Genomic DNA, 14,907 nt, shown 5'->3' on the forward strand with positions numbered 1-14,907 from the left:
GTCCCCACGCCGCGTTGTCGGTCGTCGGCGCAGCCCGCTGCGCTCTCCTCCCTCCGCCTTGCGATCGCACGCACCAGACGCCCCCGGCCCCGCCCTTCGGGCGGACGACGCTCCTTTCGAAACACGCCCTAGGCGCCACGGCGTCCCTGACTGCGAGCACCCCAGGGGAGGCCTCGTGACCGCCGACGACAGGACCCCGCACGGCGCGTCCGGCGACGGCGCGTCCGCCGTCGTGATCGGCGGCGGCCTCGCCGGGATCACCGCGGCGCTCCAACTCGCCGACGCCGGAGCGCGTGTCACCCTCCTCGAAGGCCGGCCGCGGCTCGGCGGCCTCGCGTTCTCCTTCCGGCGCGGCGAACTCACCGTTGACAACGGCCAGCACGTCTATCTGCGCTGCTGCACCGCCTACCGGTGGTTCCTCGACCGGGTCGAGGGCGCCCACCTCGCGCCCCTCCAGGACCGGCTCGACGTGCCCGTCCTCGACGTCGCCCACCCCCGCGGCCCCCGCCTCGGACGGCTGCGGCGCTCCGGCCTGCCCGTACCGCTGCACCTCGCCGGTAGCCTGGCGACCTATCCGCACCTCTCCCTCGCCGAGCGGGCGAGCGTCGGCCGGGCCGCTCTCGCGCTGAAGCGCCTCGACCCCGGCGACCCCGCTCTCGACGGCATCGACTTCGCCACCTGGCTCGGCCGCCACGGCCAGTCCCCGCGCACCGTCGAGGCGCTGTGGGACCTGGTCGGCGTCGCCACCCTCAACGCCACCGCGCCGCACGCCTCCATGGGCCTGGCCGCCATGGTCTTCAAGACCGGACTGCTCTCCGACCCGGGCGCCGCCGACATCGGCTGGGCGCACGTCCCCCTCGGCGAACTCCACGACACCCTCGCCCGCAAGGCCCTCGACTCCCTCGGCGTACGGACCGAACTGCGGACCAAGGCCGAGCGGATCACCCGTACCGCGGACGGCCGGTGGAGCGTCGAGGTGCCCGGGGAGACCATCGAGGCGGACGCCGTCGTGCTCGCCGTACCGCAGCGCGAGACCCACGAACTGCTCCCCGAGGGCGCCCTCGACGACCCCGACCGGCTCCTCGACATCGGCACCGCGCCCATCCTCAACGTGCACGTCGTCTACGACCGCAAGGTGCTCAAGCGGCCGTTCTTCACCGCGCTCGGCTCCCCGGTGCAGTGGGTCTTCGACCGCACCGACTCCTCCGGGTTCAAGGGCGCCGGACAGTACCTGGCCGTCTCCCAGTCCGCCGCCCAGGACGAGATCGACACGCCCGTCGCCGAGCTGCGCGCGCGCTACCTCCCGGAGCTGGAGCGCCTGCTGCCCGCCGCACGCGGCGCCGGCGTCCGGGACTTCTTCGTCACCCGGGAGCGGACGGCGACGTTCGCCCCCACCCCGGGCGTCGGCCGGCTCCGCCCCGGCGCCCGCACCCACGCCCCCGGCCTGTACCTGGCCGGCGCTTGGACCGCCACCGGCTGGCCCGCGACCATGGAGGGTGCCGTCCGCAGTGGTTTCAGCGCCGCGGCCGCCGCACTCTCCGCCCTCGGCCGCCGCCATGAACATCCGCTGCAGGAGGCGGCATGAGTGTGAGTACTGGAACAAGAGGAGAGACCGTGCCGACTGTGCCCCCGGTGAATCCGGCCGTCGACACCGCCGACGTCACCGCTCTGCTGGAGCGCGGGCGGACCCTGTCCACCCCCGTCCTGCGGGCCGCCGTCGACCGGCTCGCGCCGCCCATGGACACCGTGGCCGCCTACCACTTCGGCTGGATCGACGCCCAGGGCAACCCGGCCGAGGGCGACAGCGGCAAGGCCGTCCGGCCCGCCCTCGCGCTGCTCTCCGCCGAGGCCGCGGGCGTCGCCCCCGAGGTCGGCGTCCCCGGCGCCGTCGCCGTGGAGCTGGTCCACAACTTCTCGCTGCTGCACGACGACCTGATGGACGGCGACGAGCAGCGGCGCCACCGCGACACCGTGTGGAAGGTGCACGGCCCCGCGCAGGCCATCCTCGTCGGCGACGCGCTCTTCGCGCTGGCCAACGAGCTGCTGCTGGAGATCGGCACCGTCGAGGCGGGCCGTGCCACCCGCCGGCTGACCACCGCCACCCGCAAGCTCATCGACGGGCAGGCCCAGGACATCTCCTACGAGCACCGCGAGCGGGTCACCGTCGAGGAGTGCCTGGAGATGGAGGGCAACAAGACCGGCGCCCTGCTCGCCTGCGCCGTCTCCATCGGCGCCGTCCTCGGCGGCGCCGACGACCGCACGGCGGACAAGCTGGAGGAGTACGGCTACCACCTCGGCCTCGCCTTCCAGGCCGTCGACGACCTGCTCGGCATCTGGGGCGACCCGGAGTCCACCGGCAAGCAGACCTGGAGCGACCTGCGCCAGCGCAAGAAGTCCCTGCCCGTCGTCGCCGCCCTCGCGGCCGGCGGCCCGGCCTCCGAGCGGCTCGGCGAACTGCTCGCCGCCGACGCCAAGAGCAGCGACTTCGACTCCTTCTCCGAGGAGGAGTTCGCCACCCGAGCCGCCCTCATCGAGGAGGCCGGCGGCCGCCGGTGGACCTCCGAGGAGGCCCGCCGCCAGCACACCATCGCCATCCGGGCCCTGCACGAGGTGGACATGCCCGAGCGCGTCCGGGCCCAGCTCACCGCGCTCGCCGACTTCGTCGTCGTACGGAAGAGATGATCACCATCACCCTGATATGAGTTCGCGGTCGCCGGCCGGTGCCACCCGGTGCCGGCCGACGGCAGACCCGAGTGAAGCAGAAAGTACGCACCAGTACACCGCCTGCACGAAGGGGAAGCCATGACAGCGACGACCGACGGAAGCGCCGGGGCCATGGGCCCCCGGACGACCGCGGCCAGCGACACCACCACCGCGCCCGCCGCGACCGGCCTCGAAGAGGCCGCCAGACGGGCAGCGGAACGTTCCATCGACCACCTCCTCGGCTGCCAGGACGCCGAAGGCTGGTGGAAGGGCGACCTGGAGACCAACGTCACCATGGACGCCGAGGACCTCCTGCTCCGGCAGTTCCTCGGCATCCAGGACGCGCAGACCATCCGGGCCGCCGCCCTGTTCATCCGCGGCGAACAGCGCGAGGACGGCACCTGGGCCACCTACTACGGCGGACCCGGCGAGCTCTCCACCACCATCGAGGCGTACGTGGCGCTGCGCCTCGCCGGGGACCTGCCCGAGGCCCCCCACATGGCCCGTGCCGCCGCCTGGGTCCGCGAGCGCGGCGGGATCGCCGCCTCCCGGGTCTTCACCCGGATCTGGCTCGCCCTCTTCGGCTGGTGGAAGTGGGACGACCTGCCCGAGCTGCCGCCCGAGCTGATCTTCCTGCCGAAGTGGTTCCCGCTCAACATCTACGACTTCGGCTGCTGGGCCCGGCAGACCATCGTGCCGCTCACCGTCGTCTCGGCCAAGCGGCCGGTGCGGCCCGCGCCCTTCCCGCTGGACGAACTGCACGCCGATCCGTCCCGGCCCAACCCGCCGGGAGCCCTGGCGCCGCTCACCAGCTGGGACGGGGCCTTCCAGCGGCTCGACAAGGCGCTGCACCTCTTCCACAAGGTCGCCCCGCGCCGGCTGCGCACGGCCGCCATGAACGTCGCGGCCCGCTGGATCGTCGAACGCCAGGAGAACGACGGCTGCTGGGGCGGTATCCAGCCCCCCGCCGTCTACTCGGTCATCGCCCTGCACCTCCTCGGCTACGACCTGAACCACCCGGTCATGCGGGCCGGCCTGGAGTCGCTCGACCGCTTCGCCGTCTGGCGCGAGGACGGTTCGCGCATGATCGAGGCCTGTCAGTCGCCCGTCTGGGACACCTGTCTGGCCACCATCGCCCTCGCCGACGCGGGCCTCCCGGCCGACCACCCGGCCCTCGTCCGGGCCGCCGACTGGATGCTCGGCGAGGAGATCGTCCGGCCCGGCGACTGGACCGTCCGCAGGCCCGGACTGCCCCCGGGCGGCTGGGCGTTCGAGTTCCACAACGACAACTACCCGGACATCGACGACACCGCGGAGGTCATCCTCGCGCTGCGCCGCGTCAGCCACCCCGACCCCTCCAGGGTCGAGGCGGCGATCGCACGCGGAGCACGCTGGACCCTCGGCATGCAGTCGAAGAACGGAGCCTGGGCCGCCTTCGACGCCGACAACACCAGCCCCTTCCCCAACCGGCTGCCGTTCTGCGACTTCGGCGAGGTCGTCGACCCGCCCTCGGCCGACGTCACCGCCCACGTGGTGGAGATGCTCGCCCACGAGGGCAAGGCCCATCACCCCCGTACCCGCGGGGGAATCCGGTGGCTGCTCGCCGAACAGGAGCCGAACGGCGCCTGGTTCGGACGCTGGGGAGTCAACTACGTGTACGGGACGGGCTCGGTGGTCCCGGCGCTCACCGCCGCGGGGATGCCCCGCTCGCACCCCGCGATCCGCCGGGCCGTCTCCTGGCTGGAGTCCGTGCAGAACGAGGACGGCGGCTGGGGCGAGGACCTGCGCTCGTACAAGGAGCAGGCCTGGATCGGGCACGGCGCCTCGACCGCGTCGCAGACCGCCTGGGCGCTGCTCGCCCTGCTCGCGGCCGGCGAGCGCGACTCCGAGGCGGTGGAGCGGGGCGTCGCCTGGCTCGCCGGGACGCAGCGCCCGGACGGCTCCTGGGACGAGCCGTACTTCACCGGAACCGGCTTCCCCTGGGACTTCTCGATCAACTACCACCTCTACCGCCAGGTCTTCCCGCTCACGGCGCTCGGCCGCTACGTGAACGGCGAACCGGCCGTCTCCAGGGAGGGCTGATGGGCGAAGAGCCGGGGCCCTCCGCCGGCTCCGCGGCGCCGCTGCTGGTCGCCTGCGCGCTCGGCATCGAGCAGCTCGCCCTGCGCAGCGGCGACCGGACGGGCGCACCCGGCGCGTTCACCGTCGTGCGGACCGGCATGGGCCCGGCCCACGCCCGCAGGACCGTCGGCCGGGTGATGGGACGCGGCCCGTGGCGGGACGCCGTCGTCATCGCCTCGGGCTTCTGTGCCGGGCTCGCCCCCGGAATGCACCCCGGGGACCTGATCGTCGCCGAGGAGACCCGCGGCGGAACGGACGGCACCACGCCCTGCACCGGGACCGAACTCCTGGTGAAGGCGCTGACCCGGGCGCTGCCCGGGCGGACCGTCCACACCGGCCCGCTGGCCGGCTCCGACCATGTCGTGCGCGGCCACGAGCGGGCCGAGCTGCGGGCCACCGGGGCGATCGCGGTGGACATGGAGTCCGCCGCCACGCTCCGTACGGCTCTCGACGCCGGACCCCGCCCGGTTGCGGCCGTACGGGTGGTCGTGGACGCTCCAGAACATGAACTGGTCCGGATCGGCACGGTACGCGGTGGAATATCGGCTTTCCGTGTTCTTCGTGCCGTCCTTCCCGCATTCTTCGAATGGCACCGTTCTTTGCTGCTCCCCAGGAGGTGAGCGAGTTATGGCCATGCCGCTCCGTCAGACCATCCGGGTCGGGACCTATCTCTTCGAACAGAAGCTCCGCAAGCGGGACAAGTTCCCTCTCATCGTCGAACTGGAGCCCCTGTTCGCCTGCAACCTCGCGTGCGAGGGCTGCGGAAAGATCCAGCACCCTGCCGGTGTGCTCAAGCAGCGGATGCCGGTCGCCCAGGCCGTCGGCGCCGTCCTGGAGTCCGGGGCGCCGATGGTCTCCATCGCGGGCGGCGAGCCCTTGATGCACCCTCAGATCGACGAGATCGTGCGCCAGTTGGTCGCGAAGAAGAAGTACGTCTTCCTCTGCACCAACGCGATGCTGATGCGCAAGAAGCTGGAGAAGTTCACCCCCTCCCCGTACTTCGCCTTCGCGGTGCACATCGACGGGCTGCGCGAGCGGCACGACGAGTCCGTCGCCAAGGAGGGCGTCTTCGACGAGGCGGTGGCGGCGATCAAGGAGGCCAAGCGACGCGGCTTCCGGGTCACCACCAACTCCACCTTCTTCAACACCGACACCCCGCAGACCATCATCGAGGTGCTCAACTACCTCAACGACGACCTCCAGGTCGACGAGATGATGATCTCTCCCGCCTACGCGTACGAGAAGGCCCCGGACCAGGAGCACTTCCTGGGCGTCGAGCAGACCCGGGAACTCTTCAAGAAGGCCTTCGCGGGCGGCAACCGGAGCCGGTGGCGGCTCAACCACTCGCCTCTCTTCCTGGACTTCCTGGAGGGCAAGGCGGACTTCCCCTGCACGGCGTGGGCGATCCCGAACTACTCGCTCTTCGGCTGGCAGCGCCCCTGCTACCTGATGAGCGACGGCTACGTCCCCACCTACCGGGAGCTGATCGAGGAGACCGACTGGGACAAGTACGGCCGCGGCAAGGACCCGCGCTGCGCCAACTGCATGGCGCACTGCGGCTACGAGCCGACCGCCGTCCTCGCCACCATGGGCTCGCTGAAGGAGTCCCTGAGGGCGGCCCGCGAGACCGTTTCCGGGAACCGCGGATGACATGACGGGTACGGGAGGCCCGCGACACCACCGGACGCGGGCCTCCCGCACGGCCGAGGACGTACGACCGACCGACGACAAGGGGGCCGAGCATGACGATTCTGGAGAACATCCGGGGGCCGCGCGACCTCCGGCCGCTGAGCGGCGCGGAGCTCGACGAACTGGCCGAGGAGGTACGGCAGTTCCTCATCCAGGCGGTCGCCAGGACGGGTGGCCACCTGGGACCCAATCTCGGCGTGGTGGAGCTGACCATCGCGCTGCACCGGGTCTTCGACTCGCCCGACGACCGCATCCTCTGGGACACCGGGCACCAGAGCTATGTCCACAAACTCCTCACCGGCCGCCAGGACTTCTCCAAGCTGCGCAGCAAGGGCGGACTCTCCGGCTACCCCTCGCGGGAGGAGTCGGAGCACGACGTCATCGAGAACTCGCACGCCTCGACCGTCCTCGGCTGGGCCGACGGCCTGGCCAAGGCCAACGAGGTGTCCGGCCGCCCCGACCACGTGGTCGCCGTCATCGGGGACGGCGCCCTGACCGGCGGTATGGCCTGGGAGGCGCTCAACAACATCGCCGCCGCCCGCGACCGGCCCCTGATCGTCGTCGTCAACGACAACGAGCGCTCCTACGCCCCGACGATCGGCGGCCTCGCCCACCATCTGGCCGCCCTGCGGACCACCGACGGGTACGAGCGCGTCCTCGCCTGGGGCAAGGAGGTCCTCCAGCACACGCCCGTCATCGGGCAGCCGCTCTACGAGTCGCTGCACGGTGCCAAGAAGGGGTTCAAGGACACGTTCGCGCCCCAGGGGCTCTTCGAGGACCTGGGGCTCAAGTACGTCGGTCCCGTCGACGGCCACGACATCGCCGCCGTCGAGTCCGCGCTGCGCCACGCCCAGCGCTTCCACGGGCCGGTCCTGGTGCACTGCCTCACCGAGAAGGGCCGTGGCTACCGCCCCGCCCTGGAGGACGAGGCGGACCGCTTCCACGCGGTCGGCGCGATGGACCCGCTCACCTGCGAACCGCTCGCCCCGTCGGCCGGACCTTCCTGGACCTCCGTCTTCGGGGAGGCCATCGCCGAGATCGGCGCCGAGCGGCCGGACGTCGTCGCGATCACCGCCGCCATGCTCCACCCCGTCGGCCTGACGGCGTTCGCCCAGCGGTTCCCCGACCGGGTCTGGGACGTCGGGATCGCCGAGCAGCACGCCGTCGTCTCGGCGGCGGGCCTGGCCACTGGAGGGCTCCACCCCGTCGTGGCGGTCTACGCGACCTTCCTCAACCGGGCCTTCGACCAGCTGCTCATGGACGTGGCCCTGCACCGGTGCGGCGTCACCTTCGTCCTGGACCGGGCCGGCGTCACCGGCACCGACGGTGCCTCGCACAACGGCATGTGGGACCTCTCCGTCCTCCAGGTCGTGCCGGGCCTGCGGATCGCCGCCCCGCGCGACGCCGAGCAGCTCCGCGCGCAGCTGCGCGAGGCCGTCGACGTCGACGACGCCCCGACCCTGCTGCGCTTCCCCAAGGAGACCGTGGGGGATCCGGTCCCGGCCGTCGGGCGGATCGGCGGCATGGACGTCCTGCTGGAGCCCTCGGGGCCGGACGCGGAGGTGCTCCTCGTCGCCGTGGGCGTCATGGCCGACGTCTGCCTCCAGGCCGCCGACCTGCTCGCCGGTCGCGGCATCCGGTGCACCGTCGTCGACCCGCGCTGGGTCAAACCCGTCGACGAGGCCCTCGCCCCGCTGGCCGAGCGGCACCGGCTGGTCGCGGTGGTCGAGGACAGCATCCGTACCGGCGGCGTGGGCGCCGCCGTCGGCCAGGCCCTGCGCGACGCCGGCGTCGACGTCCCCCTGAGGACCTTCGGGATCCCCGAGCAGTTCCTCGCCCACGCCAAGCGCGGCGAGGTGCTCGCCGACCTCGGCCTCACCCCGGTGGAGATCGCCGGGCACATCAGCGCCGCACTGACCCGGAAGAAGGGGCGATGAGCACGGAGTTCGACCTCTCGGCACTGCTCGCCGAACGCGGCGCCGAGCGCTACGAGCTGCACAGCCGGTACCTCAACCACCAGCTCCCGCGCATGCTGCGCACCATCGGCTTCGACAAGGTCTACGTACGGGCCGAGGGCGCCCACTTCTGGGACGCCGAGGGCGGCGACTACCTCGACATGCTGGCCGGCTTCGGCGTCATGGGCCTCGGACGGCACCACCCCGTCGTCCGCAAGGCCCTCTACGACGTCCTCGACGCCCAGCTCGCCGACCTCACCCGCTTCGACTGCCAGCCCCTGCCCGGGCTGCTCGCCGAGAAGCTCCTGGCCCACAGCCCGCACCTGGACCGGGTCTTCTTCGGCAACAGCGGTACGGAGGCGGTCGAGACCGCCCTGAAGTTCGCCCGGTACGCCACGGGCAAGCCCAGGATCCTCTACTGCACCCACGCCTTCCACGGCCTGACCACCGGCTCCCTCTCGGTCAACGGCGAGAAGGGCTTCCGGGACGGCTTCGCCCCGCTGCTGCCCGACACCGCGATCGGGCTCGGCGACCTCGACGCCCTGGAGCGGGAGCTGCGTACGGGCGATGTGGCGGCGTTCGTCGTGGAGCCCGTCCAGGGCAAGGGGGTGCACGAGTCACCGCCCGGCTTCCTGCGCGCCGCCCAGGAGCTGCTGCACCGCCACGGGGCGCTGCTGATCGCCGACGAGGTGCAGACCGGGCTCGGCAGGACCGGCGACTTCTACGCGTACCAGCACGAGGACGGCGTGGAGCCGGACCTGGTCTGCGTCGCCAAGGCGCTCTCCGGCGGGTACGTCCCGGTCGGCGCGACGCTCGGCAAGGACTGGATCTTCAAGAAGGTCTACTCGTCCATGGACCGCGTCCTCGTCCACTCCGCCAGCTTCGGATCGAACGCGCAGGCCATGGCCGCCGGGCTCGCCGTGCTCTCGGTGATGGAGAACGAGGGCACGGTGGCCCACGCGCGCCGGATGGGCGAGCTGCTGTCCTCACGCCTCCGGGCGCTCGTGCCGCGCTACGAGCTGCTGCACGAGATCCGCGGGCGCGGGCTCATGATCGGAATCGAGTTCGGGCGGCCCTCGTCGCTGGGGCTGCGCAGCCGGTGGACGATGCTCCAGGCCGCCCGCAAGGGTCTCTTCGCGCAGATGGTCGTCGTGCCGCTGCTCCAGCGCCACCGGATCCTGACGCAGGTGTCGGGGGACCATCTGGAGGTGATCAAGCTGATTCCGCCGCTCGTCGTCGACGAGGCGGACGTGGACCGCTTCGTGACCTCCTTCACGGCCGTGATGGACGACGCCCACGGCAGCGGCGGGCTGATGTGGGACTTCGGAAAGACGCTGGTCAAGCAGGCGGTCGCGCAGCGCTGACCCCTGCGGCCCGGATCTTTTGCCTCTGGGGCAAGAAACTTGCCTCAGAGGAAGGATCCTGGCGGAATGGAGGCATGGATCACCTCCCCGGGGAGCAGTCCCCGGACCCTGCCGCGCCGGACGTACCGGCCCCGGCGGACGCGCCCGCCGCCTTGTCGGACGTCGCCCCGCAGCTGCGCGCCCTCCGCAGGCGTCGCGGGCTGACCTTGGAGGCCGCCGCCCAGCGGGCCGTACTCTCCCCGGCCCATCTGTCCCGGCTCGAGACGGGCCGTCGGCAGCCCTCGCTCCCGATGCTGCTCGCGCTCGCCCGCGTCTACGGTACGACGGTCTCCGAACTCCTGGGCGAGGTTCCGCCCGAGCGTGATCCGATCGTCCGGGCGGGCCGGTCCGAGCCCGTCGAGGCCGACGGCTGGATCTACCGCCAGGCCGGTGGGGCGGGCCGCGCCCTGCAGGCGCTCCGCGTCCACGTGCCGTACGCCACCCGGGCCGACATCGTGCGCGTCCATCCCGGGGAGGAGTGGCTCCACGTCCTGGAGGGGCAGGTACGCCTCGCGCTCGGGGACACCGTCCATGTCCTGGATCCCGGGGACGGCGCGCACTTCGACTCGCTCACCCCGCACCGCATCGGCGCCGCCGGCCGCGGCGGGGCCGAGCTGCTCTTCGTCCACACGCTGATGCAGAGCCCCGCCGCCGAGCTGTGTCTCGGCGACGGAGCCCCGCATCCGCGCTGAGCCCTTCGAAAGGGGTCGTTATGTCCGAGAAGTCCGCGCCGGTCACCGGCGAGGAGCGCGGCGGTGGCAAGTTCCCCAAGGGGCTGGTGCTCCGGCTCTTCGCGTATCTGGTGGCCGGGCACCTCTTCGCCGGCTTCCTCTACCTGCTCTTCACGCTGGGCGGGCAGAACCAGTAGCGGACCGGGGGAGGGTCAGGCCTCGACGACGAGCCGCTCGCGCAGCCGCGCCCGCGTCTCCGGGCTGAGCTTCAGGCCGTCCGTGAGGTAGCTCTCGACCGTCCCCCAGGTCTGCTCCATCGTCTCGAACGCGGCCCGCAGGTACTCCACCCGGGCGTCGAAGAGCGGGCTCAGCAGCTCCATCACCTCGGGCGCCATCGCGTCCGCGGAGGTGGAGCTGCGGCGCACCTTGTAGCGGCGGTGGGGGTCGTTCGACTTCACGTAGTCGGCCTCGATCGCCTCGTGCTCCACGCCGACCGCGAGCAGCGAGATCGCGATGGAGAGACCCGCGCGGTCCTTGCCGGCCGCGCAGTGCATGAGGGCGGGGACGCTGTCCTCGGCCAGGGCGTGCAGGATGCGGCTGTGCTCCGCCGTCCGCTCGACGATCATCTGCCGGTACGAATCGGACATTCGGGCCGCCGCCTTGCCGTCGCCGAGGACGTCGCGGAGCTGCTCCAGCTCGCCGTTCCTGACCAGCTTCCAGAACTCCTTGCCGTCCGCCGGGTCGTTGAGCGGAATGTTCAGGTTCCGGACACCGGGAAGGTCGACGTCAGGTCCCTCGATCTTGCGGTCGGCCTGATTGCGGAAGTCGAAGATCGTGTGGAGCCCGAGGGTGGAGAGGAAGGCCGCGTCCTCCTCGGTGGCGTGTGCGAGGTGGCCACTGCGGAAAAGGCGACCGAAGCGCACCGAACCGCCGTCCACGGTCGGCAGTCCGCCCACGTCCCGGAAGTTGCGCACCCCGGTGAGCTCGGGTTCGGTCGACGGGACCTGCGGCAGCTGCTGCGTCACGAGTGCTCCTGAAGGTTGACGGATCGGCATCGACTGCTGATCGATTCCAGGGGCAATCATCCCGGGTGCCGGGGCCTCGGCGCACCCCTGGGTGGGGGATTGGGTGTTCTGTCCGAATTGAACCCTTAGGTATAACGCGCCCTGGTTGCAGGGGAGATGGGATTCGGCGCGTGAGCAGCGTCATAGAAGTGACGGACCGTGCCTGATCGTTTTGTGCAATTTCCGTACCGGAAAAGGAGATCGAGCTTCCCGTATCCACGGAGGGTGACCGGAATTCCGAGTGAATATCACGCCCCGGAATGCCAGGGGAAAACTGCGGCTTGTCCGCCTCTGCCCGCTCGTCTAGCGTCACGCTCAATCCGGTCGGACCCGCCGAATCCTGCCACCGCCCGGAATCCGCACCCACCCACGTACGGCAGGAGCGGGGGACCCAGGTAGTACGCCGATCCGGTCGTTCCGGACGGCTCGGGGTGAAGCCGCGTGCAGCGCGGCCGGACATCTCCAGTCCGAACCCGACAGCTCACCTCGCAGGCGACGGAGAGGAATTCGCCATGCCCGCAAAGGGTAAGCACCGCCGTCCCAAGGTCAACCCGATCACACGCGGATTCGTCGCCGCCGGCACCGGTGGCGCCGTCGTCGCCCTGCCCCTGCTCGGCGCGACCGGAGCCCACGCCGCCGAGAAGGCCGCCCCGACCGTGACGCCCCAGCAGGCCGTCGCCGCCGTCGCCGCGACCCCCGCCAAGGCCCCGGCCGCCGACAAGGCCGCCAAGCCGAAGACGTACTCCGTCGTCCGCGGCGACTACCTGTCGAAGATCGCCGCCGAGCACCACCTCGCGGGCGGCTGGAAGAAGCTCTACGCGGACAACCGACAGGTCGTCGGCGAGGACCCGTCGCTGATCCTTCCCGGCATGAAGCTCACGCTCGGCGCCAAGTCGAAGGCCGAGCCGGCGGCCCCCAAGGCCGCGCCGAAGGCCGCGCCCAAGGCGAAGAAGTCCTCCTCCGACGCCGACCAGGCCCGCAGCTCGCGCAGTTCCGAGCGCGGCACGGTCGAGTCCGCCCCGGCCTCCACGTCCACCCCGGAGCAGTCCGCGCCCGCGAAGACCGCGGCCTCCGGCTGGGTCGCCCCGGTCGGCGGCGGCGTCTCCACCCCGTACCGCGCCTCCGGTGCGATGTGGTCCTCCGGCTACCACACCGGTGTCGACTTCATCGCCTCCTCCGGCACCTCGGTCAAGGCCGTCGGCGCGGGCACCGTCCACTCCGCCGGCTGGAGCGGTGCCTACGGCAACGAGGTCGTCATCCAGCACGCCGACGGCACGTACTCCCAGTACGCGCACCTCTCCTCCCTCGCCGTCTCCGCCGGCCAGACCGTCACCGGCGGCCAGGAGATCGGTCTCTCCGGCTCGACCGGCAACTCCAGCGGTCCGCACCTGCACTTCGAGATCCGCACCGGCCCGAGCTACGGCTCGGACATCGACCCGCTGGCGTACCTCCGCCAGCACGGGGTCGGCATCTGACACACCGACAGCACCCGCAGGGGCCCGGCACTTCCGTGTGCCGGGCCCCTCGGCGTATTCCGGCTTGGTCGAATCTTGACCGGTGGCGTATCTCACCCGGCGTCAACCCCTCCTTACGGTCGCGTAGGTCACACCCATAAGGGAAAGATGTGCTCCCGTGGCAGACGATTCGAGATCAAGAGACACGCACGTATTCGGGTCGTACGCGGCGATCGGTGACAGCTTCACGGAAGGCGTGGGAGATCCCGGGCCCGACGGGAAGTACGTCGGCTGGGCGGACCGTTTCGCGGTCCTGCTCGCCGACCGACTGCCGGAGCACGACCCGTTCCGTTACGCCAACCTGGCCGTGCGCGGCCGCCTCCTCGACCAGATCGTGGAGGAGCAGGTCCCCAGGGCGAAGGAGCTCGCCCCCGATCTGGTGAGCTTCTGCGCGGGCGGAAACGACATCATCCGCCCCGGTACCGACCCCGACGACGTCGCCGAGCGCTTCGAGCGGGCCGTCGCCGATCTGACGTCGGCCGTGGGCACGGTCATGGTGACGACCGGATTCGACACCCGTGACGTCCCCGTCCTCAGGCATCTGCGCGGCAAGATCGCCACGTACACGGCCCACGTCCGGGCCATCGCCGACCGCTACGACTGCCCGGTCCTCGACCTGTGGTCGCTCAAGTCGGTGCAGGACAGGCGGGCCTGGGACGACGACCGGCTGCACCTCTCGCCCGAGGGGCACACCCGGGTCGCGCTCCGCGCCGCCCAGGTCCTCGGCATCGACGTGCCGGCCGACCCGGACCAGGTCTGGCCGCCGCTCCCGCCGCGCGGCACGCTGGAGGTCCGCCGCGACGACATCCTGTGGGCCAGGGAGTACCTCGTCCCCTGGATCGGCAGGCGCCTGCGGGGCGAGAGCTCGGGTGACCACGTGGCGGCCAAGCGGCCGGACCTCATGCCGCTCTGACCTGGTGCTCCCGTCTGCTCATGCCCCTTCGGGCGCGGCCGGGATCCGCTCCAGGACACCGCCCGCGAACACGTCGTACAGCGGCAGCGTCTCCAGGTGGACGTAGCCGATGTGGCAGTCGCAGACGGAGAGCGGACAGACGCGCGGACGCAGGGCGGCGCGGTAGGAGCCGTCGTACAGGTTGCCCAGCTCGGCCTTGACGAAATGGCAGCGGCGCACGGTCCCGTCACCGTCCACCGAGATCACCGATTCGCCGGTCCGGCAGGGGAGACCGGCCGAGCGGTGCGGACGGCGGCTGTACGGGAAGAGGGGGTCGAGGGCGGTCCAGCCCTCGGCCTCGTCGTCGGCGTACGTGTGCCCCTCCGCCGCGTTCACCCAGAGGTAGACCTCGGGCGGCAGGTCGTCCCGCAGCCGCCGGGCGTGCTCACGGTGCTCGGGCAGCCCCACGATCCCGACGCTGAAACGCGTCCCCCGTGCCGTCAGCTCGCGGCACTTGGCCAGGAAGCGGTCGTACGGCGTCTGCCCGGGGTGGTACGTGCACCAGAGCGCGAGCGTCCCGGCGTCGGCCTCGGCCAGCCACTCCGTACGGCAGCTCAGATTGGTCTGGATCGCCACCCGCTCGATGTGCGGGAGGTGCGACAGCTCGACGAGCGTCCGCCGGTACCAGGACCGGACCAGCCCCTCGCCCCACGGGGTGAAGAGAATCCGCAGCCGGTCGCCGGTCTGCACGGCGGCCCAGCCGGCGAACCGCTCCAGCGCGGCCCGGTCGGCGCGCAGCTGATCCCGGCTGTCGCGGCGCTTGGCGAACGGGCAGTACGGACAGTCGTAGTCGCAGGAGGCGAGCGGCCCCCGGTAGAGGATCGTCAGGTCCATG

13 protein-coding genes and 1 riboswitch are annotated in these 14,907 nt (G+C 71.7%); of the genes, 11 read left to right on the forward strand and 2 right to left on the reverse strand.

Features of this window, described 5'->3' with window-relative positions:
* Window positions 1-175 precede the first annotated feature (175 nt).
* The 9 genes from hpnE to M5362_RS09160 all read left to right on the forward strand — a co-directional run bounded on the left by hpnE (window position 176) and on the right by M5362_RS09160 (window position 10,739).
* A complete protein-coding gene (gene hpnE, locus M5362_RS09120; protein WP_260226869.1) occupies window positions 176-1,585 on the forward strand; it encodes a hydroxysqualene dehydroxylase HpnE in 1,410 nt (469 codons plus the stop codon).
* A complete protein-coding gene (locus M5362_RS09125; RefSeq protein WP_260226870.1) occupies window positions 1,582-2,682 on the forward strand; it encodes a polyprenyl synthetase family protein in 1,101 nt (366 codons plus the stop codon). The genes hpnE and M5362_RS09125 overlap by 4 nt, the downstream gene beginning before the upstream one ends.
* Before the next feature lie 120 nt (window positions 2,683-2,802).
* Entirely contained in the window at window positions 2,803-4,785 is a 1,983-nt protein-coding gene (gene shc / locus M5362_RS09130; protein WP_260226871.1) for a squalene--hopene cyclase, read from the forward strand.
* Window positions 4,785-5,444 (forward strand): 1-hydroxy-2-methyl-2-butenyl 4-diphosphate reductase, encoded by a 660-nt coding sequence (locus M5362_RS09135; RefSeq protein WP_260226872.1) that lies wholly within the window; start codon window positions 4,785-4,787, stop codon window positions 5,442-5,444. The genes shc and M5362_RS09135 overlap by 1 nt, the downstream gene beginning before the upstream one ends.
* Before the next feature lie 7 nt (window positions 5,445-5,451).
* Window positions 5,452-6,474 (forward strand): adenosyl-hopene transferase HpnH, encoded by a 1,023-nt coding sequence (gene hpnH, locus M5362_RS09140; protein ID WP_260226873.1) that lies wholly within the window; start codon window positions 5,452-5,454, stop codon window positions 6,472-6,474.
* A 92-nt stretch (window positions 6,475-6,566) separates the two neighbouring features.
* A complete protein-coding gene (gene dxs, locus M5362_RS09145; RefSeq protein ID WP_260226874.1) occupies window positions 6,567-8,450 on the forward strand; it encodes a 1-deoxy-D-xylulose-5-phosphate synthase in 1,884 nt (627 codons plus the stop codon).
* The gene (locus M5362_RS09150) at window positions 8,447-9,832 is read left to right on the forward strand and encodes an aspartate aminotransferase family protein (protein ID WP_260226875.1); all 1,386 of its coding nucleotides are present in this window, start codon (window positions 8,447-8,449) and stop codon (window positions 9,830-9,832) included. Before dxs ends, M5362_RS09150 begins: the two co-directional genes overlap by 4 nt.
* A 74-nt stretch (window positions 9,833-9,906) precedes the next feature.
* A complete protein-coding gene (locus M5362_RS09155) occupies window positions 9,907-10,563 on the forward strand; it encodes an XRE family transcriptional regulator (protein ID WP_260226876.1) in 657 nt (218 codons plus the stop codon).
* A gap of 20 nt (window positions 10,564-10,583) precedes the next feature.
* A complete protein-coding gene (locus M5362_RS09160; protein ID WP_260226877.1) occupies window positions 10,584-10,739 on the forward strand; it encodes a DUF6126 family protein in 156 nt (51 codons plus the stop codon).
* 15 nt (window positions 10,740-10,754) lie between these two features.
* Here M5362_RS09160 and M5362_RS09165 read toward each other — a convergent pair whose 3' ends face one another.
* Window positions 10,755-11,567, reverse strand: a complete 813-nt coding sequence (locus tag M5362_RS09165) for a tyrosine-protein phosphatase (protein WP_260226878.1) — start codon at window positions 11,565-11,567, stop codon at window positions 10,755-10,757.
* A gap of 393 nt (window positions 11,568-11,960) precedes the next feature.
* Window positions 11,961-12,114, forward strand: a riboswitch (cyclic di-AMP (ydaO/yuaA leader).
* A gap of 4 nt (window positions 12,115-12,118) precedes the next feature.
* Between M5362_RS09165 and M5362_RS09170 the strand changes: the two genes are divergently transcribed.
* Window positions 12,119-13,081, forward strand: a complete 963-nt coding sequence (locus M5362_RS09170) for a M23 family metallopeptidase (RefSeq protein WP_260226879.1) — start codon at window positions 12,119-12,121, stop codon at window positions 13,079-13,081.
* Between the two features lie 157 nt (window positions 13,082-13,238).
* Window positions 13,239-14,033, forward strand: a complete 795-nt coding sequence (locus M5362_RS09175; protein ID WP_260226880.1) for an SGNH/GDSL hydrolase family protein — start codon at window positions 13,239-13,241, stop codon at window positions 14,031-14,033.
* 18 nt (window positions 14,034-14,051) lie between these two features.
* Here M5362_RS09175 and M5362_RS09180 read toward each other — a convergent pair whose 3' ends face one another.
* Window positions 14,052-14,906: an STM4011 family radical SAM protein gene (locus M5362_RS09180; protein ID WP_260226881.1), complete on the reverse strand. Its 855-nt coding sequence runs from the start codon at window positions 14,904-14,906 to the stop codon at window positions 14,052-14,054.
* Window position 14,907 lies beyond the last annotated feature (1 nt).

Source organism: Streptomyces sp. Je 1-79 (assembly GCF_025195125.1).
In the GTDB taxonomy this organism is placed as follows: Bacteria; Actinomycetota; Actinomycetes; order Streptomycetales; family Streptomycetaceae; genus Streptomyces.

Bases quoted from the DNA above. Each gene is read 5' to 3' on its own strand.
- M5362_RS09125 (WP_260226870.1), top strand. From the start codon at position 1,582: ATGAGTGTGAGTACTGGAACAAGAGGAGAGACCGTGCCGACTGTGCCC.
- shc (WP_260226871.1), top strand. From the start codon at position 2,803: ATGACAGCGACGACCGACGGAAGCGCCGGGGCCATGGGCCCCCGGACG.
- M5362_RS09135 (WP_260226872.1), top strand. From the start codon at position 4,785: ATGGGCGAAGAGCCGGGGCCCTCCGCCGGCTCCGCGGCGCCGCTGCTG.
- hpnH (WP_260226873.1), top strand. From the start codon at position 5,452: ATGGCCATGCCGCTCCGTCAGACCATCCGGGTCGGGACCTATCTCTTC.
- dxs (WP_260226874.1), top strand. From the start codon at position 6,567: ATGACGATTCTGGAGAACATCCGGGGGCCGCGCGACCTCCGGCCGCTG.
- M5362_RS09150 (WP_260226875.1), top strand. From the start codon at position 8,447: ATGAGCACGGAGTTCGACCTCTCGGCACTGCTCGCCGAACGCGGCGCC.
- M5362_RS09155 (WP_260226876.1), top strand. From the start codon at position 9,907: ATGGATCACCTCCCCGGGGAGCAGTCCCCGGACCCTGCCGCGCCGGAC.
- M5362_RS09160 (WP_260226877.1), top strand. From the start codon at position 10,584: ATGTCCGAGAAGTCCGCGCCGGTCACCGGCGAGGAGCGCGGCGGTGGC.
- M5362_RS09170 (WP_260226879.1), top strand. From the start codon at position 12,119: ATGCCCGCAAAGGGTAAGCACCGCCGTCCCAAGGTCAACCCGATCACA.
- M5362_RS09180 (WP_260226881.1), bottom strand. From the start codon at position 14,906: ATGGACCTGACGATCCTCTACCGGGGGCCGCTCGCCTCCTGCGACTAC.